General features: G+C 42.2%; 23 protein-coding genes and 2 pseudogenes. 6 read left to right on the plus strand and 19 right to left on the minus strand.

Translation table 11 applies throughout. The features are described 5' to 3' along the window. The coding region (locus Xets_RS22575; protein WP_222941566.1) for a hypothetical protein at positions 1–237 on the plus strand (237 nt) is incomplete at its 5' end. Between the two features lie 90 nt (positions 238–327). Continuing rightward, complete coding sequence (locus Xets_RS10630) at positions 328–465, plus strand: hypothetical protein (RefSeq protein WP_187651631.1); 138 nt, start codon at positions 328–330, stop codon at positions 463–465. 376 nt (positions 466–841) lie between these two features. Here the strand turns inward: Xets_RS10630 and Xets_RS10635 are convergent, their stop codons facing one another. Then, positions 842–1,876 (minus strand): tyrosine-type recombinase/integrase, encoded by a 1,035-nt coding sequence (locus tag Xets_RS10635; RefSeq protein WP_187651632.1) that lies wholly within the window; start codon positions 1,874–1,876, stop codon positions 842–844. A gap of 1,307 nt (positions 1,877–3,183) precedes the next feature. Here Xets_RS10635 and Xets_RS10640 point away from each other — a divergent pair. After that, positions 3,184–3,896 (plus strand): IS1 family transposase gene (locus Xets_RS10640; protein ID WP_222941567.1). Its coding sequence is split into 2 segments (ribosomal slippage): positions 3,184–3,436 and positions 3,436–3,896, totalling 714 coding nucleotides; the frame shifts between segments, so codons are not numbered across the junction. 593 nt (positions 3,897–4,489) lie between these two features. Here the strand turns inward: Xets_RS10640 and Xets_RS10645 are convergent. The 7 genes and pseudogenes from Xets_RS10645 to Xets_RS10675 all read right to left on the minus strand — a co-directional run bounded on the left by Xets_RS10645 (position 4,490) and on the right by Xets_RS10675 (position 9,669). After that, on the minus strand, positions 4,490–4,831 hold the full coding sequence (locus tag Xets_RS10645) for a type II toxin-antitoxin system HicB family antitoxin (protein WP_187651633.1): 342 nt from the start codon (positions 4,829–4,831) through the stop codon (positions 4,490–4,492). Then, entirely contained in the window at positions 4,828–5,076 is a 249-nt protein-coding gene (locus Xets_RS10650) for a type II toxin-antitoxin system HicA family toxin (protein WP_187651634.1), read from the minus strand. The genes Xets_RS10645 and Xets_RS10650 overlap by 4 nt, the downstream gene beginning before the upstream one ends. Positions 5,077–5,297: 221 nt before the next feature. After that, positions 5,298–5,723 (minus strand): annotated as a pseudogene (locus tag Xets_RS10655) (IS6 family transposase); the annotation flags it as partial. Between the two features lie 54 nt (positions 5,724–5,777). After that, positions 5,778–6,230, minus strand: a pseudogene (locus Xets_RS10660) (IS6 family transposase); the annotation flags it as partial. A 111-nt stretch (positions 6,231–6,341) separates the two neighbouring features. Next, positions 6,342–7,412 carry a UvrD-helicase domain-containing protein gene (locus Xets_RS10665; protein WP_187651635.1) on the minus strand — a complete coding sequence of 357 codons (1,071 nt, stop codon included), beginning with the start codon at positions 7,410–7,412 and terminating at the stop codon, positions 6,342–6,344. Continuing rightward, positions 7,405–9,006, minus strand: a complete 1,602-nt coding sequence (locus Xets_RS10670; protein ID WP_038221668.1) for an ATP-dependent endonuclease — start codon at positions 9,004–9,006, stop codon at positions 7,405–7,407. Before Xets_RS10670 ends, Xets_RS10665 begins: the two co-directional genes overlap by 8 nt. 27 nt (positions 9,007–9,033) lie before the next feature. Then, on the minus strand, positions 9,034–9,669 hold the full coding sequence (locus Xets_RS10675; RefSeq protein WP_038221667.1) for a recombinase family protein: 636 nt from the start codon (positions 9,667–9,669) through the stop codon (positions 9,034–9,036). Between the two features lie 120 nt (positions 9,670–9,789). Here Xets_RS10675 and Xets_RS10680 point away from each other — a divergent pair, with 120 nt between their 5' ends. Continuing rightward, the gene (locus Xets_RS10680) at positions 9,790–12,768 is read left to right on the plus strand and encodes a Tn3 family transposase (RefSeq protein ID WP_187651636.1); all 2,979 of its coding nucleotides are present in this window, start codon (positions 9,790–9,792) and stop codon (positions 12,766–12,768) included. Positions 12,769–12,829: 61 nt separating this feature from the next. Here Xets_RS10680 and Xets_RS10685 read toward each other — a convergent pair whose 3' ends face one another. The 10 genes from Xets_RS10685 to Xets_RS10730 all read right to left on the minus strand — a co-directional run bounded on the left by Xets_RS10685 (position 12,830) and on the right by Xets_RS10730 (position 22,719). Next, the gene (locus tag Xets_RS10685; protein ID WP_255430607.1) at positions 12,830–13,210 is read right to left on the minus strand and encodes a hypothetical protein; all 381 of its coding nucleotides are present in this window, start codon (positions 13,208–13,210) and stop codon (positions 12,830–12,832) included. 49 nt (positions 13,211–13,259) lie between these two features. After that, complete coding sequence (locus tag Xets_RS10690; RefSeq protein WP_187651637.1) at positions 13,260–14,219, minus strand: fatty acid desaturase; 960 nt, start codon at positions 14,217–14,219, stop codon at positions 13,260–13,262. Between the two features lie 128 nt (positions 14,220–14,347). Further along, positions 14,348–15,439: an amidinotransferase gene (locus tag Xets_RS10695; protein ID WP_099132204.1), complete on the minus strand. Its 1,092-nt coding sequence runs from the start codon at positions 15,437–15,439 to the stop codon at positions 14,348–14,350. Positions 15,440–15,590: 151 nt separating this feature from the next. Next, positions 15,591–16,481 (minus strand): DMT family transporter, encoded by an 891-nt coding sequence (locus tag Xets_RS10700; protein ID WP_187651639.1) that lies wholly within the window; start codon positions 16,479–16,481, stop codon positions 15,591–15,593. A 119-nt stretch (positions 16,482–16,600) separates the two neighbouring features. Further along, positions 16,601–17,524 (minus strand): tyrosine-type recombinase/integrase, encoded by a 924-nt coding sequence (locus Xets_RS10705; RefSeq protein ID WP_370588227.1) that lies wholly within the window; start codon positions 17,522–17,524, stop codon positions 16,601–16,603. A 484-nt stretch (positions 17,525–18,008) separates the two neighbouring features. Beyond that, positions 18,009–18,137, minus strand: a complete 129-nt coding sequence (locus tag Xets_RS10710) for an IS1-like element transposase (protein ID WP_370588225.1) — start codon at positions 18,135–18,137, stop codon at positions 18,009–18,011. Continuing rightward, positions 18,121–19,356 carry an HlyD family secretion protein gene (locus Xets_RS10715; protein WP_187651641.1) on the minus strand — a complete coding sequence of 412 codons (1,236 nt, stop codon included), beginning with the start codon at positions 19,354–19,356 and terminating at the stop codon, positions 18,121–18,123. Before Xets_RS10715 ends, Xets_RS10710 begins: the two co-directional genes overlap by 17 nt. Further along, positions 19,349–20,800 carry a TolC family protein gene (locus Xets_RS10720; protein ID WP_187651642.1) on the minus strand — a complete coding sequence of 484 codons (1,452 nt, stop codon included), beginning with the start codon at positions 20,798–20,800 and terminating at the stop codon, positions 19,349–19,351. Before Xets_RS10720 ends, Xets_RS10715 begins: the two co-directional genes overlap by 8 nt. Then, entirely contained in the window at positions 20,793–21,989 is a 1,197-nt protein-coding gene (locus Xets_RS10725) for an ABC transporter permease (protein WP_099132209.1), read from the minus strand. Before Xets_RS10725 ends, Xets_RS10720 begins: the two co-directional genes overlap by 8 nt. Then, positions 21,982–22,719 (minus strand): ABC transporter ATP-binding protein, encoded by a 738-nt coding sequence (locus tag Xets_RS10730; protein ID WP_187651643.1) that lies wholly within the window; start codon positions 22,717–22,719, stop codon positions 21,982–21,984. Before Xets_RS10730 ends, Xets_RS10725 begins: the two co-directional genes overlap by 8 nt. Before the next feature lie 356 nt (positions 22,720–23,075). On the opposite strand from Xets_RS10730, the gene Xets_RS10735 reads away from it, so the two are divergent. After that, the gene (locus Xets_RS10735) at positions 23,076–23,351 is read left to right on the plus strand and encodes an LCI fold-containing protein (RefSeq protein WP_187651644.1); all 276 of its coding nucleotides are present in this window, start codon (positions 23,076–23,078) and stop codon (positions 23,349–23,351) included. Between the two features lie 425 nt (positions 23,352–23,776). Then, on the plus strand, positions 23,777–24,457 hold the full coding sequence (locus Xets_RS10740) for a M91 family zinc metallopeptidase (protein WP_187651645.1): 681 nt from the start codon (positions 23,777–23,779) through the stop codon (positions 24,455–24,457). 153 nt (positions 24,458–24,610) lie between these two features. On the opposite strand, the gene pntB is transcribed toward Xets_RS10740, so the two are convergent. Continuing rightward, positions 24,611–25,999, minus strand: a complete 1,389-nt coding sequence (gene pntB, locus Xets_RS10745; protein ID WP_187651681.1) for a Re/Si-specific NAD(P)(+) transhydrogenase subunit beta — start codon at positions 25,997–25,999, stop codon at positions 24,611–24,613. Positions 26,000–26,016: the final 17 nt, after the last annotated feature.

Below are 26,016 nucleotides of genomic sequence, written 5' to 3' on the forward strand. Positions count from 1 at the left end.
ATCACCCTGAAAATGGCGACCATGGAAAGGATTCATACGCCGCTCCTTCGGAAAAATGGGTATCTTAGCTTACTACCATCGACTATTTGCAACAGTGCCCGATGCAGCGTGTCGCATTTGTCGCTGTTAGGCCAGGAGCCTGGCGATTATATCTGGCGTAACCACCGGACACCGGCTTCCGATAAGTTTCGCCGCCTGCGGCCAGCTAAAGTCGAAAAGTACAAAAAACAGGCTTAACGAATGAAAGGGACTTCCCCTCGATGGGGTTACTGTCTTGATTTTCCGTGCCATCATGGGGAGTCACCAAACTATGACAGGGGCATGATTATGACCATCGTAACTATTGGTGTTTTTGATACAGGAATGCACAATGACTGGTCGCAGCGCGAAAAGCATACAGGGTGTTCCAGCAGGAATTGGGGGCGGCATTGGGGATTAATCCTGTACAGGCTATTGGCCGGATGAGTCGGTATGAGCGGGGGGGGTCAACGCCTGCACCCAAAATCGTCCGTCAGGTAGCCCAGATTTTGAAGATGCCCTCGTGGTATTTTTATCCTGAAGGGGATGATTTTGCTGAACGGGTCCTTATCCTATACAGAGAAAGCCATCCTAACCGGCTTTTAATCCCCCCACGACAAGAACAAGGACGGGCACCCGAGTATCAAGCGTATACGGCGACGCCCAAAGAGAGACCGGAGATTGTCCGTTCTCAAAAAAACCGTTACTTTATCGCATGATTTATGGTCATTCCGTGTTTTTATTGAGAAAGTTAATTTAACTCCCTCCGCCTCCTATCTACCACTCGGGCCAGAATGACCGGCCCGGCCGGCCTTCACCCTGTTCAGCCCACGAGATCCATCATCACGCTCTTTTTCGCCTCAAGATGGCGGATATAGCCCAGGACCGTCTCCGGTTTTTTCCAGGTGCCCTCGTGCATGATCTGCGCCAGCGAATAACCCGATTCTGTCATGTCCTGCGCCGCTCCCACCCGCGCACTGTGGCCGGTCCAGGTGGTGTACCGCCCTTTATTGCCTTTCATCCGGGTATCCCCGTGCACCTGCCCCCACGCCTCCGCAAAAATCCGTTCGACATGCCAGCCCGATAAGGGCGCGTCCGTCCCGACGCGCGCGTGATTCCAGCGGTTCACCGGGCAGAACAGGTAAGCGTCGGGATGGTCCAGCAAACCGGACACGTGGAGCCACTGTAACAGACGGGCGGAGGCCCGGGGACTCAGGGCTTTGGTGAGGCCGTGCCCGTCCACAATAGTTTTGGTGTAACCCACGTTCAGCAGCACACTGCCATCCCGGTTAAGCACCACATCCCTGACTTTCAGCCGGGCAATATTGGACAGCCGCAGCAGGGTATTGTAGGCCACAAACAGGAAGGCCAGATTGCGGAGCTCTTTCAGCCGGCCTGAGGTTTTCCAGGCGGTATCCATCTGATCCAGATCGGCAATCCGAAAGGGGATGGCCTGCCCCACGGTTTCGCCCTGCAGGAGGGCGGTGCGGTGAATTTTTTTCAGCGCCCGTTTCACGGTCTGGCTGTGACCCGCCGGGATTAAGCCGGCCTGGCGGTGCAACAAATTCAGCATCGCCACACTGTTACTGATCGTGGCCGGGGCCCGCCCGTTGTCATGCAGCTCCAGCAGGTAATCCCGCAGGGAGTCCGGGTCCACCGGCAGATAAGGGCGCCCCTTGGCCACACACCAGCGGCCCCATTGGCGCAAGACCTTGGTCAACTGTAGCCAGGTGTTGTCCGCAAACGCCTCTTTGTCCTTGATAAACGCATTCAGATTCCTGAGGATTTCCTCATTCAGATCCGGGTTATCGGGGATCAGGGCCGCATCGCGACCCACCCGCGCCAGTCCGCCTGCCATAAAAAACCTCTCTGTCTGTTGGTCGCGCTACGTGAAAAGTCGGGCACTGTGCCCCACAAAACGTCGCAGATTTCACGTAGACGCATCATTCATTAAAACCGCCTGCAACTCATCACTGCAGTAACGATATTCGGCTGTTATCAATAAAGAGCCCTCTTAGTGATGATCACGACGGTAACTCTCACCCCCTCCGGGACGCACGTCTCGTGCCGATCCTCAGTCTAGCACAGTCAGAGTGGGATAACGCTAATTTATCCCACCCTGATAGGTTCAGGCCCGGCTTGAGAAACGTTGAACCGTTTTTATTTCGCCGGGTGGCCCAACACCCTGCAATAGGTACGAGCCCTAAAGGTTAGTTTCCAACTGGTTGGTAACTTATTGGTGTCAATCCGGCGTGACGAACCGCGTTCAGTTTACAACGTGATTGTCACTCTCAGGTTTTGACCAACGGGAAAGCGCGGCCTGTAGGCCGATCCAGTTAACCCCTTAACCTTGGTGACTATTTTGTCCTGCCACCGCGGCGGATTGGGGTGATCTAGACCGTCCGGTTTTTCGGTTCAGCTAACTATGCCTCACTTATTTATGAAAAAACACAATGACGTAATGCAGAAAAAAATGAAAAAAGATAATGAGGAATAATGATATTAAAATAACTGAGAACAGCGAGAGAATAACGACAAAAACAGCACTTAATTTAAACTATTCTTTATAATCATTTCTGTTTTTTGATTGAATGCTCATCTGTTTTTTATTTGGTTTTTTTTCCAAAATAGAAAATAATGTGAGCAAAAATGAGACAATCATCAATATAGTGGGTGATACACTAAATAGTATTTCATAATGCTGCTACACATAGTGCCTTCAACCATTTGAATACAAATGGCTTACGTTATACAAGGTGTAGCACTATTTTGGAATGTTATTTAGGAAAGATCAGCTTACCTAATATTAAAATCAAAAGTAAACCACCTAAAAATATATTAATAATACATAGGGCAATGCTTTTGTTATTCATTCTATAATATCCACAATTCTTTCTACGATACCAAACAGCGCCACTACGAGAGAAAATAACCATATTTTATCTTTTTGTAATAACTAACGATAATAATGGCTAATAAAGATAAAACAACCAACCAAATAATATTCAACATTTTAAAATCCCTTCCCAAATTGATGACATAATTAATTATACACCCTAAGTTGTTGTGGCACCTTAATTTTAGGGTTCTGTTGCATTAACAAAGAAAGGTCATGACTTCAAAGCGTTAATTTGATATTCTTGTATTTTTTAATGGGATATCATCATGACTGTTACGATAGAAGTGACTTGTCGATATTGCGACCAAGCTGAACCTGTACGCAAACACGGAACAGGTAAGGCTGGCTTCCCTCGCTACTATTGCAAAGACTGCCAAAGAACCTTTCAACTCAACTATTGTTACAACGGCCATAAACCGGGTATGAAAGAAAAAATTGTGGATATGGCCATGAATGGCTCTGGCGTGAGAGACACAGGCCGTGTGTTAGGTCTCGGTATCAATACGGTGATGCGGACATTAAAAAACTCTCGCCAAAACAAGTAACATCGCGACAGATCGCTTATGACGATGTCACACTTATCTGTGAATTGGATGAGCAAGGGTCTTTTGTAGGCAATAAAAAACAATGTCATTGGCTTTGGTATACTTTTGATACGATAAGGAAACAAGTCATCGCCCATGTCTTTGGCCCCCGAACGGATGCAACCTGCCGAAAATTGCTCAACTTATTAGCGCCTTTTAATATTCGTTTCATCACGACCGATAACTGGGGAAGTTATGCCAGAGAAGGGGTGCCGGAAAAGCCTCTGGTAGGCAAAATTTTTACCCAACGTATAGAGCGGCATAATCTCAATCTGCGAATTCATATCAAGAGGTTGGCAAGAAGAACAATTTGTTACTCACGTTCAATGGAAATCCACGAAAAACTCATTGGCGCATATATTGAAAAACATCATTACAACCCTTTGGAGTCATGACCTGATAGGAATATCATAAAAACAAATCCTCCCCTACCAATTTTTATCTCAAAGGATAAGGTTGGATTAGGACTATTTAAAACATCATTAAACAACTTATTTAAGTTTGTAAGATTAAACATTCAATCACCACATGAGTTATTAGAGAATTTGAATTTATTTTTCATAGCATTAAATCAGTTCCTTAAATCTAATCCACTAACTGGCTGTTGATTAAACTTAAATTCTTTTCCTAAGTTAGTGATCTGTTGTTTGGTTCCCATTCCATCGAAAAGCTCCAAAAAATTCCTGTACGGGCTGAAACTAAACTTTAGAGACAGAAAAAATGAGCATTTAGAACCAAAAGAGATGATTTTTTTCATTTGCAATTAATGTAAGCCGAAAAATAGGTTTTGATAGGTTAGTTTACAAATTTAGAAAGGGCTAACAGGTCCCTATTTTGTCCCTATTAAAAGGGGTAGACCCAACAGTCGTGTCACTAGCCGCCACTTAGTGAATATGGATCAGAATTGTAAATGGGTGGACTATATAAGTTTTGCTTGAAAGGTGACTGATCCCCGCCCGCACTGGGCGAGGTTTTACGGCTAATTTTGTTAACGGACGTATCTACTTATCTCATTCTCAAGAGCTTTATTCACCACAGCATTGATGGTCAAACCGCTTTCATCCGCGATTTCTGCAAGATGACGGTGCATCTCAGGATGAACCCTCACATTAAATGAGCCTTTAAACGGAGTATCCGGTTTTTTATTCAATTCCTGGCAGTCTTCGAGATACAGCTCAATGGATTTTTTGAATTCATCTTCTAGTTCTTTAATTGTCGTCGCTTGATAAGTGACTAAATCACGGATATATGCCAGCTTTCCGAAAAGATAATTATCCTCGACATCAAATTCAATCGTTCCGATATAACCTTTATAAGTAAGGTGTTTCATAGCAAACCTACCTCTTTTAATGTGTCTTTCACCGCTTTAAGTGTCCCGCCCTTAATATAATTTTCAGGATGTGGGCGATGCATCATAATGGTGTGATTGATTTCCTTGTTGTAAAAGCGTACCCGTGAACCCTGCATTTCTTTTTTTTCATAGCCCAGCTGATTAAGTAATGACACCAGTTCTGACCATGCAAATGTTTTTCGGCTCAGTAAAAATGTCTCTTTCAATTTGTCCAGCTTACCCATTAGTACGCCCTCCTTTTGTGACTAATTTTAGTTGCAAAGGTCTGGGAGGTCAAGATCCTGAACTCAATCTTTTTACTTATAGTTTGAACATTATCTGATAATGACTCTATTCCTCAGCTAATAGCGTTTCTTCCTCTAGACCATTAGTAGACTCGTGATCACATTTTCCGGTTCTGTCGCATTAACAGAGAGATCGCGAGCAAAATCATCTTGAGTGATTTTTACGCAGTGAGTTGATAGAAAAAAGCGGCAGGTGAAATTGGGTATTCCGGTTCTTGTGGGTATTGTCCCTTACGCAACATACTGACCCGTTCAATCCCGGCTAACAGGGTCTGAGTCCCCCTAAAGTTTTTGAATCCCAGCATAGGACGTGTTCGCCGTTTGACGTTGCGATGATCCTGTTCAATCAGGTTATTAAGGTACTTATTCTGTCTGATATTAATCGGCTTATTTTTCGGTTTTTCTTTGTTTATTTCGTCCAATGCCGCTTTATTGGCACCGCTTTTATCAAGAGTTACCACGTCAGGTTGTCCAAGTTGACGCATCGCCTTTTTGAAGAAACGCAATGCCGCTTTTTTATCCCGATGGGCGGTCAGCAAAAATTCAACCGTATTACCATCTGAGTCTACAGCCCGGTAGAGGTAACGCCGGTTCTGTCGCATTAACGACGGCAAATTAGCAAAAATTGCGGTGATTATTTTTTAGGCGAGCAGTAGATAGAAGTATTCCGCGGGAGAAATCGAGATCCCGTACTGTTGCACATACTGACCTTTGCTGAGCATGCAAAGCAATTCTATACCCGCCAGCAGGGTCTGTGCCCGCCGAAAATTTTTGAACCCCAGCATCAGGCGGATACGCCGTTTAATCCGCCGATGATCCTGCTCTATCAGGTTATTCAGGTATTTGCTTTGCCGAATTTTGATACGATTTTTCTTCGGCTTGCCCGCATTGAGGCCAGCCAGCGCCGCTTTGTTGGCACCGCTTTTATCAAGAGTTACCCCGTCAGGTTGTCCATGTTGACGAATGCCCTTGTTGAAAAAGCGACGGGCGGCATCGGCATCCCGGTTGGCGGTCAACAGGAAGTCTACCGTATTGCCGGCCGAATCCACCGCCCGGTAAAGATAGCGCCACTGGCCTTTAATTTTGATAGAGGTTGGCTAGGCGTAAGGATTCGTGCGTAAATGTGTAAGATCGTGCTCTAGCCCTTGCCATATCTACGTTGCCAAAATCTAACTTCATATAACTGGCAGTATCAATATATGAGTTTATGGTCGCCAACACGGAAGTAATGAGTTGCCAGGCTTATCGACCACAATAGCTACACTCTGTTTCGCCCTTGTGACTGCTACATAAAAACTTGCCGCGGGCCCAGGTCCCAGAGGATCACCTGTTTGAATAAACTTGAGAATCCCTGCCGTAGGCACGATTAGTACCCGCTCATGTGTTGAACCCTTGGAAATTTTAAAATTCATGAAGTTAAGATAAAATTCTTTTCCTGAGCTGGCCGTATTCCGCAAACACTGAGGTTGATATTTTGCAACATAATCGGCAACGTACCTTTTAGGCACAAGGAATACACCATCATGACCTGTGACTATCTCGTTCCTAGAGTCAGTTGTAGGAAACAGCCAGCTTTTATCAAAAATAGTGTCAGAGAATGCAGCAATATTGGGATGGCAACGCCATGTCGTGGCACTCTCTGTAATATTTATTAGTCCTTTGGCTTGGCGTTCACGAAACCATGTTATTACTTCTGCATAAGCGTATTTTTTATTTTTTGAGCTGCGTGGATTAGTCGAGAGTACAGATTGGCGAATATCGCCAACCATTCGAATATCAACCGATGAGCTAAGACACACATCGATAATTTCCCAATCATGACTGCTAAGATCTTGTACTTCGTCGATCAGAATTTCATCATATAAACATTCCAGTCTATGTATTAACGCTCCTTCACTTTCTGAAACAAGTTCGTGAGCAAGACGACCAAGCTCACATGCATAAACTGCTCCGCTTGAATCTAAAAACCGGTTAACCCCTCTAGCCTTCATCATTGGCCTACCATCAAAGTTGAACCCAAGAACGCGTTTGCTCGGAAATTTAAATGGTAGGAAAGGTTTGGCGAAATGGCGAAGTAGAAATGTATACCAACCCATTACTTCTATTGCTGTATGATCACCTGCAGAGTTTGCCAGACGACGACTTAACTCATCTTGGTTCGTTTTAGTATATGTCACTACCAATGCCCGCCGAGTTTTTGGCAAACAGGTGCAATGATCAACGATTCCTTGAGTTTTACGAGAACCTGCAACAGCAAGTGTTAGATAGTTAGCCATGAATGAACCTTGCAGCATCTTGCATATAATCGGGAGGAGTAATGCTTTGAGAAGCACTTGCAATGCGAAGTGCAGTTTCCGTTTTTTCCCGATTCATCCATATTGTTAAATCTGCAGCTTGAGTTATTCCCAAAATTGCCCGAATGCTAGTTTCACTATTGTGGTGTACCAGCTGAGGTTCAAGGGTTGTCCCACTTTCCACGCTGCCAATAAAAAGCTCTCTTCGACCCGCAGCAAGCCAATTTGCTACTGGCTCACGTAATAAAATAGGGTCAATGCCATCATTATCTCGGAGAACTGCCACATTTTTGTCGAGCGCTGCGCATAATTCTAAACAACGGCCTAAAGATAAGCCTCGCATACTAATAACATCAACGCCAAACTCCATTGGGCGCTTTCCATATAGGTCCTGAAAAATTCGTTCAAATACAATCTCATCAGAGGGCCCCTCGACGAGGACAACTTTATTTGCCAATGCCATTCTAAGAGTGTCATATCCTGGAAGCTTCTGAAAATATGATACTGTATCAGGATCCAGCTCAGATATTTTACTCACGGAGTCGTGCCCAATAAGTAGCAGGGAACCCAGCCCTAGCCTATTGAGTACAAAGGTGCTGTGAGTTGTGATGAATAATTGTTGTTGTTCACCTGCTAGAGTTTCTAGGCGAGACAAAAGAATCGTCAGACTTGTATGAGAAAGGTGATTTTCAGGTTCTTCAATCATCACAAAATTTGCCTGCCCTGAGTGACGACTCATTGCTAGTGATATCTTAATTGATGCCTGTTGGCCCTGCCCTGACATTGAGAATGGGACGTTATTGACATGTGGAGTAACGGCCGCTTCCCATGAGGTTCGTGAACTTTGATCCATTGCTAAAGCAATTGACTGATCATATAAAGATGCATGTAGTGTACCTATGCGTTTGTTTACATCCTCTAGCGCAGTATCGGACATTGACGCTTTTATTTCTCGATATAAAAGAGAAATTGAGGCTTTCTCGGCAGGTTCAAGGTGATCACTAAGGATCTGGCGTAGATGAAAGTCGATACCAGATGACGAGCGGACTGTTCGGGAGTCAATTATCGCAGTCACAAGTTGTTTTGGTCGATTGGTGAGCTTGTTGTCTGCAAAAGAACGCCAGTCCACAGAATAATATTCAACTGGAAGTAATGGCGAAGGGTTTTTCATCCATTCATCTAATTCGTCAGCGTATTCTGGGTTAGGAATAATATTTAACGACACACCAGGACAAGCATTTGTTGGCACATCACTGTTAATTGCCCCGCACAATATCTGTAATTCAGATCTATTCTCAAAGAAAAGTTCAATACGAATTTCAGGTAAAGCTACACGTTGACCGCAAGCACGCTTATGTAAAAACTCTGAAATTAAGTTAGTATTAAACCAGTATGAATTGAGTTCTTCGGATGCACTCCGTCCATTAATTCTTCCTGTTAACGCAAGAGTAATGGCTTCCATGAGTGTTGACTTTCCAGCTTCGTTTCCCCCCACAATAATATTCATTCTTGGATTAGGCGTTAGCATGAGTTCTTTATAGATCCGATAGCCATGTATTTTTATCTTTGTTATCATCGTAAATTACCCTTTAAATTAACGATATTAGAGTCCGCTATTTTTAATTAACATACTTTCAACTTTTTCTCGTTCTCGTTTGACTATTGCCATCACAGTATTTTTGCTCAAGTCTAACTGCCGCCCAATTTGTCTGTAGGAACAACCTTCAGCTATAAGAGCTAATACTTTAGGTGTTAGCTTCTCTGATTTTATCCGCTGCCCAGGCCTTCGCCCAAAAATGACGCCCCTGGCTTGCGCTGCCTGGACACCAGACCGGACACGTTCCCTCAGTAAATCCCGTTCAAATTCGGCAAAGCCTGACATCAGGGTAGCAATCAGCTTTCCCTGTGGAGTGGATAAATCAAACTGTAAGCCTGTTTGGGCAATAAGTCCGACGCCCCAGGATTGCAGGTCATTCAGTGTATGAAACAAATCCAGCGTCGAGCGGCTCCACCGGGTCAGTTCCGTCACCAGAACCAGGTCAATTTTTCTAGCCTGCGCCATATTCAAAATTTTTTGACGTTGCTGGCGATCGCTTTTACTACCGGAGGCAGTTTCTTTCCAGATACCGGCTATGGTATAGCCAGCTTTACCGGCCAGCGCGAGAAGCTCCGTTTCCTGACGCTGACAATCCTGATCGCCCGTCGACACGCGGCAATATATCGCTGCAATCTGTCCCAATTGAACCCTCCTCACAAAACTGGCCTGCAACCCGCATTCCAGCGTGACAGAATGGCGGTACTTTTATAGATTACTTTAAATGATACACGGAAGACCCTTTTCGACAAGGAGTCAAAACACGTGCAACCCCACGATACGGCTTACCCCCGGTTCAAAAGTCGCCTGACGGCGTCAGAGCTGGAGCGGTTTTATACGCCAACTGAAGATGAACTGGCATTTTGTGCCACGGCGGCGCGTTCACCAACCACGCGTCTGGGTTTCGTCGTTTTGCTGAAAACGTTTCAACGGCTCGGATATTCTGTTCTGTCCAGCCAGGTTCCTGAGCCACTCATCAGACATATCGCTCAGTCCATCAGGCGTAATGCCGACCTCAGAAATTTAAACCACTATGATAAATCGGAAGCCCGGCGAAAACATGTCGGTATAATACGTCGCTTTCTCGATGTAAATCCGTTCTCTGCAACAGGTAAATCGCTACTTAGAAACACATTCATCGATGCCGCACTGATTAAGGAAGATGTCGCTGATATTATCAATGTGGGCATTGAAGTACTGATACGCCACCGCTATGAATTACCCGCCTTTGATTCTCTGGTACGGACTGCCCGCTCAGCGCGTGCAGAGGCTAATCAGGCACTGTATTCGCAAGTGCAGACTGCGGTAGGTGAAGAGGGGGCCGCCTTTCTTGACGCTCTGTTTATCGTCGGGGACGATCCCAGGCGGGTTAGTGCCTGGAATGACCTGAAGCAAGACCCGGCCAGACCTACCGTTTATGGTATGAGAGATTTGTTGGCTCGCTTTAAGCTTTTAACTGATCTGGCGGGTTACAACCGGGCGCTTAAAACCATTCCTGTCGTCAAAGTCAGCCAGTGGGCGCTGGAAGGCAATGCGCTCGATGCTGCCAGTATGGCAGATCTGGTGCCTGCAAGACGGTATGCGATAACACTGGCGGTGATCCAGCAACGTCTCGGCGTGGTAACGGATGACTTATGCGATATTTTCTGTAAACAAATGAATAAGGTATCCCGCGTAGCAGAGGCTGAATTACAACAGTATCTTGATGATAACCAGGGGAAAACTGACGAGATCCTCCGCCGCTATGCTTTACTTAACACCGTACTTCATTCGACTGAATCTGCAGATAATCAGTTAAAGATAATTCGTGAAACGGTATCTTCCCGCCCTGACTTGTATGAATTTTCACGTCTTCATATTGAGTTCGGCGGCAAGAACGAATGCCGGTTTATGCTGAAGGCGTTCAGTCAGCGTCGGGCTGAATTATTACGCATTCTGTCTACGCTGAATTTTGTCTCAACCAGTCAGGATACAAGCTTCGAACGGGCTTTGGCATTGATGTTGTTGCAACGCCGAGGTCGCACTGAGTGGATCACACTGAAAAAAGGAACGGAAAGCGATCTCAGTTTATCTGACCTTTCGTGGGTTCCTGATAAATGGTGGAAATTAATCACAGGCGATCAGCAAAGAAAAGCACCTGAACAGCTTTCTCGCCGGCAATTTGAGGTCTGTGTCTGTACGCAGATGGTCCGCGAATTGAAATCAGGTGATCTGTGCGTGACAGGCGCGAACGTTTACTCCGATTACCGTGATGAGCTGGTCCCTCTAACGGAGTGTGCCGAAACCCGGGATACCTATGGTCAGGAAGTGGGCCTGCCTCTTGAAACCGACGCCTTCATTGAGCATGTTCAGGATCTCCTGATCACTGCGGCTCAAAAAGCAGATAATTTCTATCCGGATAATCCCTTTTTCCAGATTATTAATGGTCGCCCCAAGCTGGCTACGTTAAAGAAAAAGCCCATTCCTGATGGGTTTAAGGCGCTGGATGCCGCCGTCGGAAAAAAACTTAATAAACTGGGACTGTCTTTGCTGGATATCATTTCTGATACCACCCAGTGGCTTCACTGGGATAAGCATATTGGCCCACTGAGTGGACATAAGGGAAAATTAAAAAAATCGACGCGCAGAAAAATCATCACAACCTTTGCTTATGCCACAGGCCTTGGTCCAATGCAGACATCCCGTACTATCGCCGATATCAGCGCCCGACAAATTTCGTTTGTTGACCAGCGGCAGGTGACGACGGAAAAGCTGGAAGCGGCAACAGTTGACATAATTAATGGTTATAACCAGTTCCAGTTGCCCCGGTATTGGGGAGAGACAAAACGTGCTGCTGCAGACGGAACTCAGTGGAATCTGTATGAAAACAACCTGTTATCCGAACGGCATATTCGCTACGGAGGTTATGGAGGCATTGCTTATTATCACGTCAGTGATACTTATATTGCCTTATTTTCACATTTTATTCCGTGCGGTGCGTGGGAAGCAATCTACATTCTGGATGGGCTCACCAAAAATAAGTCAAATATTCAGCCCGATATTTTACACGGTGATACACAGGCGCAGAGCGCCCCTGTTTACGGGCTGGCTTTCCTGTTAGGTATTAAACTGATGCCCAGAGTTCGGAACTGGAAAGATTTGAAATGGTTTAAAGCTACACCAGATGAAATTTATCAGCATATCGAGACACTATTCAGTAAAGAGGTCATAGACTGGGCGCTGATTTCCTGCCACTTACCCGATATGTTGCAGGTTGCCCAATCCATCAGGGCTGGGCGGCTTTCGCCTTCAACTATTCTGCGAAAACTGGGCACTGCCAGTCGGAAAAACAAACTGTACTTTGCATTTCGCGAACTTGGTCGGGTGATCAGAACGCTGTTCCTGCTGGAATATATTGGTGATGACGAACTGCGCCGTGTTATTCAGGCAGCGCAAAACAAATGTGAAGGATTTAACCAGTTCACCCAATGGGTTCATTTTGGGGCCGATAAAATCACGGATAACGTACGTGATGAACAGCTGAAGGTAATAAAATATAATCATTTGGTCGCTAACCTTGTGATTTTTCACAATTGCCAGACGCTTACACAGGTTCTGAAAGAGCTGGAAGCTGAGGGGATGGTTTTAACCCCCGAACTTCTGGCCACATTTAGCCCGTACCGTACACATCATATCAATCGCTTTGGTTTATCCGAGGTAAAAGAGCGTCATCCCCCACCTGCTAGCTATGACATTAAATTCTGACAGAGCAGATGGGGCAAGGGCTTACAGGCGATCTTACACATTTACGTACGAATCCTTACGCCTAGCCATTTAATTGCGCTATAAAATACGCCTGAGGATTAAGCGTCCCCTGAAAAAGTTGAGTAATTGCTGGACGAAAATATTCAACCTCTTTGAAATACTCAAGCGTTGTTTTTTCTATGTGAGAAGCACCAAGGAAATACCCCTCTACTCCATCTATTCCGTCACCATATCGGGGTTTTCTTGCTGTAGATAACCAAAAATTATCAATGATTTTTTGTCGTTGTTCCCACGGTAAGAAATGACGGATTCGACATGCTGCAAGATGACCATCCAGAAGAGCATCAACAGCACTTTTTTCTATGCGGCCTTCAGTTTCATGTATAACAAATTCTGACTCTTCCAGCTTCACTCCTGAGAGTGATAAATTTTTGTGCGTCATGACTATTCCTTCAATATATTAAATTATATTTCGTTTAATTTATTTTTGGTTATTTTGGAATTCTCGCTTTTATCTCTTGAGTTTTATGTAACATTTTCCGTTTCCTATGCAAAAAGCCTACAATTGCAGGAACAGGACTTACTATTCTCTCCTGTTCTTTAAACTTAGAAGCATATCTTTCCCGCAATTTAGGCAGAAGACTCCAGTGTGTGCTACCTGAAATATGGTGTTCTTGATGGTGACCATCATTAAATGTTAATAAATTGTACAATCTCCCATAATAACTGACTGAATTGGAAAATTGATTTTCTGGATTTGCTCCATAATGTTCATAATAGTTTTGAATATTAACAAAAATAAAAGCGACTAATAACGATGGTAAATAACAAAGCAATGTCCATTGCCAAGATAAGATAAAGAAAAAAACTAGTCCAACAAACATAGCAAGCCGATCCAAACGCAATTGGATAAGTTCTTTCTTCTTATTAATTTCAATTTTTGAAATTAATTTTTCAAAACCACGATCATATTGACTGAAAGGTTTTCTCCATGAAAACATTGCCCATAACATATGAGGAATTATTTTATAAAGGGTATTGAATCCACCTAAGATAGCATAATTCAATAATGTATTATGTTTCCCATCTTTACCACCCAAAAATGTTGACGAACTATCCTGAATAGGATCACTATTATCATTATGATATTTATGGTGATTTCTAACATGTGTAAATTTATAAGCTTGGATTGATTGCCCTATATTGATAGAGTTGAGCATAGAAACAAAACCATTCATAGTTGGCGATATAAACCATGGCGTATGACTAAAGAAATGTGAAATCACTATAATATTGTATGTGGCTATAAATGAAAGAATAGCCATATTAAATAGCCAATTTGAAATTGAAAAACCACTCCAATATAATGCCAACATTATACTTACAATGATATTTAACAAGCTAAAAATAAACATGATGGAATCTTTAGTGGAATATTTCCAGATTTTCATATTTACCTCATTGTGAAAATTTCAACAATGAATATACTTTGACATTAATACTTAATTGTAAAAAATATGATGATTTATTTTTCAATATATTCACTGTCAATGATTTTTTATTAGGGGTTTGTTGATTATTAAAAATAAGATTGCAAACTGCCTCGGCGCCTGACATCTAATGTTGCACAATGGAAAGAACCACCAAAGCTATTGAAGTTTCTGAAATTACAAGGGATAGGCGTGAACCCCCAACGTTTCATTGCGGCTATCATGGGTTCATCTTGCTTTTCTACGATCACTCGATTTTCATCCAACATTAGGATATTCATATTAATCCATTTACTGGTCATATATAAAGGATGAGAATCTGGAATAATCGGTTTTGGTGCATGTAATACGTCCCAGCCTTTAAATAACTCTGGAATTTTCGATACTTTTTCAGGGTTAATCAGTAACTTCCCTGGTGCAATAGGAACAAAAGTTGCGTCAATATGCATTGGGTTTGGATCATCAAATTCAAAAACATGTATACGATATTCATCTCCAATATGTCTTCTTAGCCATTCAATTCCAAAATCATTTGTTACATGGCTTTTCTGAGCAATTATATCTCTGCCACAACGATAAAAATCAGCCGCGTCAAAAGTGGGTTCAAACTCTGTTATTGCAAGAACGAATTTTTGTTGTTCTATACTCTCTTTTTCCCAATTAAAATTATATTGTTCATCAGTCAATTGCGGTTTAGGGGCAGCACTCCATTTAGCACCAGCCTTAAAATATTCTTTCAGCAAAGATTTATAGGCCGATGCTTCAAAATAACGAGAACGCCATGCCAATGGGCATTCGATAATATTATCACCAATAACAAAAAGTATATCCCTAGGCATGGCACAATATAATCCTGTACTTGCCCATCCTGGTGCACCGAATACTTGTGATTGATCTTGAGCATCAGGACGACGAACTTTGACTCCTTCACTTGCAAGAATATGAACAAATTCTTCTAACTCTCTAGAAGCTGCTTCAATACGTTCTTTAGGAAAAGAACGTCCCGCATTCCTTTGGAAATTAACAACCTGATTATCTGGTAATACAGGTTCTAGTGCCATATGCCATGTAGGAAACCTGGCACCATCAACAATACCAACAATCACTTCTTCAAGTGGATCCCACTCGGTAAATGCATTGACGGGTGACTTAGGTGATTCTAAATGAGATAATTTTTTCATGTTGCCCCCCATTTTGTTATTTAATGTTATTCATTATTTCCGCCTGTTGAGATTAATCAAATTTTAAAAATTAGCAACTCTGGTGATCTTTAGTTATTTTATTATTGTTAGCCTGCAACATAATAATCCATATAAATAGTAATGATTTTAGTCATTTGAATTTATTTGAGATTATTAATTTCATTTGCTTTTTTTTACGAAAAACCAGAGCCAAACCGGTTATTATCGCGAACATCCCAATGATACTTAAAATAGATAACGCATTACCTAAAAATAAGTAATCCATTATTGCTGTTACCCCTGGAACAAGGTAAAACAAACTAGTGACATTAACTAAATTACCTGTTCTGATAAGTCTATAAAGTAATAATTGAGCTACTACAGAAATCACTAAACCAAGCCATAATGCAGGTACAATAAAACCAATGACAGGTTCAATATGGAAGGGTTTGAAAGGTATAAATAACAGGCAAAGCAATAAACTTACACCATATTGTAATGGTAATACTTCGGAGGGCGCTTGCTGGATTTGTTTCTGAAAGATGGCTCCGATGCTCATACAAGTCAGTGCAGCTAAAGCAAAAAAAGTCCCTGAAAAAGAAAACTTCGTCAAAACCAATCCTTGAAATACAACAAGCACTAATCCGATGAACGACAGGAACAATCCTATTAAACGGCGAGCTGTGAAATTTCTTTCCATCACCCAAAGTGTAATAATTGGCTGAATCCCCATTACCGTAGCCAAGATGCCGGGGGTTATTCCATTTTCTAACGCCAGAAAATAAAAAATCGAATATCCTCCAATGATCAATAATCCCACCGCAGCAACTTTATTCCTACTTCCATAAGCTGGAAGGAAACGTTTTTTGAACATGCATAATGCTAACAAAAATAGAAATGCAATCGCAAAACGCACGGCCAAAATAGCAAAAGAAGAACTATGATCCAATCCCCAACGAGAAAAGATTGCGCCACTACTCCATAATAAAACGAAAAGGGAAGTTGAACCGTAAGCACTCCAAAGTGTTGTTTTTGAGGCCATACAAATACACCTGTCATAGTTATTTAAGAAAGGTAAATAATTAACATTGAATGAAGCAATCTGTCGAACAATATTTATTTGCTCGCAAAAATAGAGCAGTATAACGGCGATCTTCCCTGTCAAAAATTCAGATTTCTGGCGGCATTTCTTAGACGTTCATCTCCACGTCGATCATACTTTTGGGTTGTCGTAATGCTTGAATGTCCCATCGCATCTTTGACTGTTACGATATCTTCACCATTGTCCAGCATGGCTGACGCAAAAGTCCTGCGCAGATCATGCGGGGCAAATTTTTCCAATCCGCTTTCTATTCTGCGTGTTTCAAGAATGTGATAGATGGCTTGATCTGATAAACGGTTATCAGTGACATCATCATGACGACGAATTCGGGTAAAAAGTGGGCCAGAATGATCTCCACGCACTTCATCTACCCAACGATTTAAACGTTCCCATGTTCCTTCCGGCATATAGGACAACCGCTCTTTATTACCTTTTCCCATCACTCTTAATGCTTGCTCGCGACGAATAATGTGCTTCATATCGAGTGAAACAATTTCTGAACGACGAAGCCCGCACCCCACAAGCACACCAATGATAGCTGCATCACGTAACCCTTTTGTGCTGATATCATTTTCGCAGGTAAAGAATAAAGTTTTTATTTCATAACGCTCAAGTGCCCTGCCCTTTGGCAATCGATTTCCTCTGACAGATCGCACCTGTTTTATATGTTGAAAATTGTCGGTGTCGAGTTGTTGCATTGACCATGCTTCCAACGCAACTCCTTTCAAGGCAGAAAGATAAATATTAATTGTTGCGGGAGCTTTACCCGAATCTGAAAGCATTTCCATAATTGCTTGAACATGGTGGCGACGAAGTGCTTGCCAAGTACAGTCTTGTACATTTTGGTATCCCAACATTTTTGCCACTATATCCAGAAATGATTTCATAGTTTGGCGACTGCGTTTTGAACCAAGGCTGACAAGATAGGCAATTGCGGGATTGTCATATATCTGTCTTCCCGCTGCTGGCAGCGACATCAGCATACCCTGTTCTTGTTGAGAATCGTTCGGCACAATCAATGATTGTTTATCTCTGTTATTTTCATGGTCGAACGGAACAGACATTTTCATTTTCCTTATGGTTTATTTTTGTTCAATTTGGAGGGGCTTTGATAGTTGCGCTCTGTAAAAATTACGGCTAATTACCCACGCCATCTTATTCAATGAATCTTACTTTTTCAAATGTATATTTTAATAAGTAGAAGGGTTGTGATAAAAATCACTTAACTAATCACGCATAACCATTTGATATTGTTGTATTATTTTCAGATCACAAAAACTGCTGGGTCAGCGTAGTTTGTTTTGATTGTTTGTTTTGATTAGGAGATCAGCCTATTTTGGGGTAAAAATTATTTTACTCGCAGGGCAATTATCTGACTTGATGCTATATGTAATTGCACAGGTATAACAGTCCAGACTACAACCTTCCCCAGCCATCCATTGATTGCCGCCTGCATTTGGCGGGGATTTACAGGTAAGCACGGTCAGTATCACAAATACTTGAGTTGTTCATAGCAAGATCAACGAATTGTTCTTTTATACCCGCCTGACACGCTCGATAGGCGTATACGGCTGAAAAATCAACGCGGCAGTGCAATAAATCCCTCTTCTAGCCCATGGACCTCTATACCTTCTGGCATAGCTTCCCCAACGGTTATCTGACGGGATATAGCCTGACGTTTTAAATCCGGGCGCCAATTTATTGTTAATTGTCCATTGCTAGCGCGAGTTAGCGCTGCTTCTGGTACAACAATTCCTTGTTCATTGCGATAAATAACAATATTGACTTTGGCACTCATTCCAGGTCTGATGGGATGACTTTGATTCATGGATGAAGTCACTTTAATCACAACATCATAATAAATTGCTGATCCTGGTTTATCCGTACTCACGCTTTGCATCGCAATGGTTTCAATTTCTCCATCCAGAGGGTTCTCAGAAAACCCTTCACCACTGATTTTTACTGCCTGCCCTTCTTTAATTTTGGCGAGATCGGTTTCTTCTACCTGCGCCAGTACCTGATATTGGGTTGTGTCCATAATTTCCAGCAATGGCATCCCTTCGGTCACTCTAACTCCTGTCTGAATCGTCAAGAGTTTCTTACTTTCTCCCTGTGCAGCCCTAAGTATGACACCCGAAAATGGCGCTTTGATTTCTTTATGCAAGTATTGTTCTTGTAACGCCTGATAACGGCTTGTTGCATTCTGAAGCTCCATTTCTGCAACGCGCACGTTATTAATGCTTCCTTTTTGTCGAATGGATGCAAGATCGTCCTGTACTGAAGCAAGTTCCGTTAGTTGTCGGCGAAGTTGCTGCTGGAGGGTTTCCACTTCCATTTTTGGCACAATGCCCCGTGAAAACAGAGCTTGTGTTTTGGCGAGATTATTTTTTAGTTCTATAACCATGTGGTTTGCATTTTCGACATTTCTTCTGGCTCGGATGACCTCCTGGCTGTTCTCCCAGTCATGTAATTGGTCAACGATTGATGAGGCTTTGATCATTTCAACTTGCGCTTGCCGAAGATCAATATCAATCTTTCGGGTATCAAGCGTCACTAATGTCTGACCAGCTTTTACCCACTGTCCTTCTTTAACCAAAACTTGTTTGATAATTGCATCAAATGGAGCAGGTATAGTTTCAAGACGTGCAGATTGTAGATGGCCGACCAAACCAAGTCGTTTTTCTATAACAGCTCGTTTTACCTCAATCCATTGTACTGACTCCTGAGCTGGTGGTTGCTTTAAGGATAAAAAGGTAAAAAAACAAGCCGCCACAACAAGTATGCCAGCGATGGCCCATCGATAACGTTTAATCATTGAGTGTTATCTCCCAACTTTCCAGTGTTGTGCCAAGAAGGTGATCCAGTTCAGCCTGAGCATTGAGATACTGAATAAGTGTATTCAGGCGTGCATTTTCGGCATTTCTTAGGTCGGTTTCAAAACTCAGAACTTGAAAGTTGCTGGATAGGCCAGCCTGTAATTTTTCCTGTTCAATTTCGAGTTTTTTCTGAGAAAGTGAACTGGCTTTTATCGCTAATTGATATTCCTGCCAGCGTGATTCTGTATCACGGATTGCATTGATTATTTTTTGTTCCAAATTTGTTTTTGCCTCTTCCAGGTGTAAGGCTTGTTTCTGGACATTTACTTTAGCTTGAACTTCTGCTTGTTTCTGGGTCATATCTCCGATTGGAATATCCAGTTTTATACCTACAAAATTTTCCCAGTTTCGGGTTTCAGAAGATGATGAACGTTGCTGAGATACACCGCCAACCAATGATAAATCCCACAGCCGATTATTTCGGGCTTGCAATAATTGAATGTCTGCTGTTTTTGCAGAAAGTAATTGAATAAGGTAATCAGGCTGTTGTGCTTGCGCCTTTGCAATTGATTGTTCGATATTCAGACTTATATGCGTTCCTTTTAGCGTATCTGTAGCATAGATGGGAGTTTTATGGTTTAGAGCGAGTAACTTAAGTAATGCCAGCTTCGTGGAATGTACATTATTTTCTGCCTCTTTTGCCGAAAGCTCCTGCATGGCCAGATCAGCCTGCGTTTGTATTATATCTGTCTGGGCCATCCTGCCTGCATCAATCAACTCTTTATTAATCTCGACTAATTTTTGCATACGCTTAAGGGAAGCGACTGATAATGATTGTTGCTCCTGAGCACGGAGTAACGCATGGTATGCGAAGATAATTTGCGTGATTGAATCGGAAATAGTCGCTTTTAAATTCAGTCGATTGATTTGTTCCTGGAGTTTAGCCAATAAGATCGGAGCATTATTAACATCGGTTCCTGCTCCTCGTAAGAGAGGCTGTATCACAGTAATACTTGCACCATCATTGTGAAAGTTATTTACCCTAGATCTCGTGTTTTCACGAGTCCAAGAAAGAGTAAAACTCGTTCCCAAAGGAGTAAGCAGTGTGGCATTCGGGGAAAGTTCAGTTTTCCTGAAAGTTGCATCCTGATTTTTGCCCGCAGTGTAACGCCCGCTTAGCTGTAGCTTTGGTGTAAATCGATCTTCTGCCACCCGTAAATCAAATTTCTGGGCGATACGATCCAGATAAACACTACGTATCGCATAGTTATTTCTTAAACCAAGCGATATTGCATCACTTAACGACAAGCCTATAGCCTCTCCTGAGGCTTCCCACCGCAAACTGTAATCAGGTTTTCGTTCCTGTTCAGATACAGGCAGTCCTGTTTGAGGAAAAAGGAGAAACAAGGTCAGAGAGCCATAAAGAAAATATTTTTTAATCATCACGTAATGCCTGTACGGGTTCCATTTGAGAGGCTTTATGTGCGGGATAAAAACCGGAGATAAGTCCCGCCATGATTGAACTACCTATCCCTAGAGGAATAGATAAAGGGGCTAAAGAAAATGACCAGCCAGAATAAAGGACAAAAAGAAAGGAGACGATAATACCTGTCAGTGTACCAAGGATTGCACCGGCTAAAGTCAATGCAGCGGCTTCATACAAAAAAAGGCGCCGGATATCCTGAGTTCTTGCGCCTAAAGCCATACGTAACCCGATCTCTTTTCGTCGGGCTGAAACGTTCATCAACATCACATTTGAAATTGCAATGCCGCCGGTAAGCAGCGAAATTCCCGCCAACCCGATCAACATAAAAGAAAAGGTTTTACTTTGTTCTGTCTGCCCTTTCAGTAATTGCTGGGCTACCCGAACATCAATATCAACCGCCGGAAACTTGTGTTTGAGCAACGCCAATAAATCCTTCGCATCGCTCTCTGTGGTTGCGGTCGTTATAGTGCGAGCGATGATGCCATTCAGATCGGTATTAGGTGAGATTTTCCGCATGGCATTGATAGGTGCAATCATCACCGAATCCAACGAAAAAGGAAAGATAGGGTTTTGCCCTTTTATATCGAAAATGCCAATCACGGTGTATAAATAATTGCCAAGCTGAATCTGCTTGCCAAGTATACGGGATGGCTCCCCTTCACCAAGGGTAACGGCGACTTCATTACCAATAACCACATAAGGAGAGTGCTGATCATAATCAGTGATAAATCGGCCATAACGAAGTCGCAATTGCATGACTTCTTCAAGTTCCGCAGAGGAGCCTATCATGGTAAACGTTTCTGTTTTTCCGTTATAGCGCCCAGGAGAAGGATAATAGATCCAGGGGGCGGCGGAAGATAAACCAGGAATCGCTGTTGTCAGGTCGGCCATTTTAATTGACTGATTATCAACGCCATGATTATAGGAGTTCAAGTCTGCTGTAATGACATTGATATCAAGCCCGCTGAACATCTTCAACGCAGCAAGTGTAGCGTTATGTCCGGTATTAACAAATGCCACAACAGAAGCGCAACCAATAGCAATACCCGATAAAGCAAGTAGAGTACTTCTCCCCGTTGCCATTAAATTACGCCAGGCTTCTCTCCAGATCATTAATATCGACATGCCATAGTTGCTATCATGCATGTATTGTCATCCCTCTGGTTTCATGCAACTGACCGTCAATGATGCGTAATTCACGCTGCATATGGTTCGCAACCATAGCATCATGGGTTATTACGACCAGCGTCATCGCTTTGTCTGTATGAAGAGAAGAAAGTAGCAATAAAATTTCTTCTGCTGTTTGTCGATCCAGATTGCCGGTAGGTTCATCAGCCAGTAGTAACGAGGGTTCTCCGGCCAATGCTCTGGCGAGTGCCACTCGTTGTCGCTGCCCGCCGGATAAGTCTGCGGGATAGTGAGCTGCACGATGTGATAGGCCAACCAAATGTAGTTTTTCTCTGGCAATTTTATAGGCTTGTGAGGCAGAAATACCGCGGTAAAGAAGCGGCAGGGCGACGTTCTCTGTCGCTGTCATTCCGGCTAATAAATGAAAACTTTGAAAAACAAAACCAATTTCTTTATTGCGCATTCTGGCTCTGAGGTCAGTATCTGCTGTTGACATATCAACACCACAAAGAAAATACTCACCTGAGGTGGGCTTATCCAGTAAGCCAAGGATATTCAATAAGGTGCTTTTACCTGAACCTGATGTTCCGACAATAGCACAGCTTTGACCAGCATAAATTTGTGCCGTTATATTTTTTAGAATCGGGACTTCCCCCTCTCCACCCTGTTGATAAACACGGGTTAATCGCTGCATATTGATAACCGGCGATATTGGTATTGTGGGATAAATCGAATTTATAGTATCCATTATTTTTATAATATCCCCTTGCTTTAATATCTATCTTTATAAAATAGATCCAATTTTCAACTTAATTAATAAGCGGATAATTAGATTGCATTAAATAAATATTGTTATTGTACATGACATTGCAATTACCAATAATTTATTCTCCTCATGAAAATAATAGCCAAATAATTATTGATCATAAATTATGATAATAGAGATTATATTTCTAATCCAGAATATAAAAATATAATCAGTTTTTAAATTTTGAAATTGCAATGTCATCAGGTGGTGATTTAGATTTAGTGTGCGTTATCAAATAAGACTTCATAAGTAATGTATTTAAATAGCAAATTCTAAAATATTACAGGAGAATGTTTATGTTTAAGAAATTATTGACGGTTGGGGCGTTGGCCGCAGGTGTTTTGTTGAGTAGTAATGCAATGGCATTAAGTAAATGTGAGAATGCAGAAAGACCAGTAAATATTGGTGGTAACCTGTATCAAATGTATGTTGTTAATCCTACAAGTAATTTTGCAAATTACTTTGAAAAGTATGGTATTAAATGGTATTTTAAAGGAAAAGTCGGACAAACTGGGGCGTGTGAATATAATGGAAAGACAGCCTATCAAGCTTATTATGAAGGAAGAAAATAAATTAATTCTCTAGAAAAAATTATTATAATGGTAATGCATTAGCATGCGAAAAATTATTTTTTTAGGAGAAATCATATAGTATTCTGGTATATTTGAGGTATGTAGTTAATCCTCAAGATGCTTTTGTTAATATATGTAATATGCGCTACATTCAATATATGAATGTAGCGCATTACATTTCAATTCTTATAAAAAAACTCCATTTACAGAGTAACACCAGATACCCAAACGATTTTGATGGCCGAACAGAGCTAATATTTTTTGGTCACACCAATTTTTTTGAACTGGGTCTAAGTAAAAGTTACACACCTATGACATCCTAGTTGATATTTTTGTAATATTGGATAAAAAATATTAAAAATCAATTAAATAAAAGAAAATTTCGTTCCACCCAGAATTTGGGGTAGTTAAGGAGACACATATATATGCAACGTCCTACTGTTTTGAAATTATCATTGCAACCGCACGAGAATGAAATTCATCATCAAGAAAGATTCAGGATGAAGTGGTTTTATAATAATCAAGGTGTTTCTTTTGTTAGCTATAATAATGAACAAATGAAGTGGCTTAATGAGGCAATGGAAGAAATAGAATCATCGTTGACAGGCCGTCAGTTGCTTCAGCGTATCGACGCAGCATTAAGAAGTAAACAGCTCAAGTTATCTATTCATCTCAGTACCCAGGATACAGGCGTTAAAGCACATAAAGATCATTACGCTGACAGTTATCTGGGAACGGGATCTGATTTTTATTGCAATCTTAGACAAAATAATCAAATGCGAGAGAACGAAAGGATAAGAGAAAATGCATGTATTGTATTTCATGAGCTGCTCCATGCTCTTCATAATCTAGAAGGAAGACGTCTCAAAAACAACGAGTTAGATCAAGGTTTCCACCCTCTCCTGCTTGAGGAAGCAAAAACAGTTGGCTTAGGGAAATACTCTGCTGAAAACCTTTCAGAAAACGCATTCAGATATGAAAAGGGATATCCCCGCAGAACCTTTTATCAACATTATAATGATATTACTATAAATGACGATGGTACTGTAAGAAAAGGACCAGGCAATCATATATCCAAATTACCACCTCTTTACTTTAAAAAGTAGATATTTAATCTTTGAAATGACTCATTATTATTTGATATCCCGTTAATACGACAGAACTGCAATAAGTACACCAACGCCTACATTTCAACTTCAATCAAGGAAAAGAGCTTCGTGTTATAACACGAAGCTCTTAGGATTTTGAGATTGTTTGAATTATAAAGCCCGAAGGATGGCTTCTACACTATCTTTCGCATCACCAAACAACATTTGAGTATTATCTTTAAAGAATAATGGATTTTGTACTCCGGCATATCCCGTATTCATCGAACGTTTAAATACGATGACATTTTGTGCTTTCCAAACCTCCAAAACTGGCATGCCAGCAATAAGGCTTGAAGGATCTTCCTGAGCGGCTGGGTTTACGGTGTCATTGGCTCCTATCACTAAAACCGTATCCGTTTCAGAAAAGTCGTCGTTAATTTCATCCATTTCCAAGACAATATCGTAAGGAACTTTAGCTTCAGCAAGTAATACGTTCATATGACCTGGCAACCGTCCCGCAACGGGGTGAATGCCAAAGCGAACATTTATGCCCTTCTCTCGTAATTTGGCTGTAATGTCATGCACAGGATACTGCGCTTGAGCAACTGCCATACCGTAGCCTGGAGTAATGATAACGGAAGTGGAATTTTTCAACAGTTCAGCGACATCTTCCGCAGTTGTTTCGCGGTACTCTCCTAGCTCTTGATCATCCCCTGAAGAACTGCCATCTGTACCGAAACCACCAGCAATGACACTGATAAAGGAACGGTTCATCGCCTTACACATAATATAAGAAAGGATTGCCCCCGAAGAACCCACTAAAGCGCCTGTGACGATCAACAAGTCATTACTTAACATGAAACCGGCTGCCGCAGCCGCCCAGCCTGAATATGAGTTCAGCATGGAAATAACGACCGGCATATCTGCACCGCCAATCGAGGCAACTAAATGCCAGCCAAAAGCGAGAGCGATAACTGTCATCACCAGTAAAGTGAAGACTTGCAAGCCAACACTTTCTGTTTTGATAAAGGTGAACATTAAGATCAAGGATACAACCAATGCTGCCAGATTAAGTTTGTGCCGATGTGGCAGCACCAATGGCTTGGATGAGATTTTCCCACGTAATTTACCAAATGCGACAACCGAGCCAGTGAAGGTTACAGCACCAATAAATACCCCAAGGAAAACTTCTGTCAGATGAATATTTTCCATAATGGAGCTGGCAAAATTCTCATGGGTGATAAAACTATTGAACCCAACCAGAACCGCCGCCAATCCGACAAAACTGTGCAGGATAGCCACCAATTCTGGCATTTCAGTCATCTCCACTTTTTTGGCAAGACGAATACCAATAACTGCCCCGATGACCATCGCTAAAATAATCCAGCCAATTTTGCCAGTATCAGGCCCTAAGATTGTGGCAACCAGCGCAATTGCCATACCAACGATACCAAAAATGTTACCGCGTCTGGCGCTTTCGTGGCGGGAAAGTCCGGCAAGGCTGAAAATGAACAAAATGGCGGCAACAATATAGGCTGCTGTCACTATTCCGTGCGATATTACTCCGTTCGACATAA

It is taken from the genome of Xenorhabdus sp. TS4 (assembly GCF_014467265.1).
Classification (GTDB): Bacteria; Pseudomonadota; Gammaproteobacteria; order Enterobacterales; family Enterobacteriaceae; genus Xenorhabdus; species Xenorhabdus ehlersii.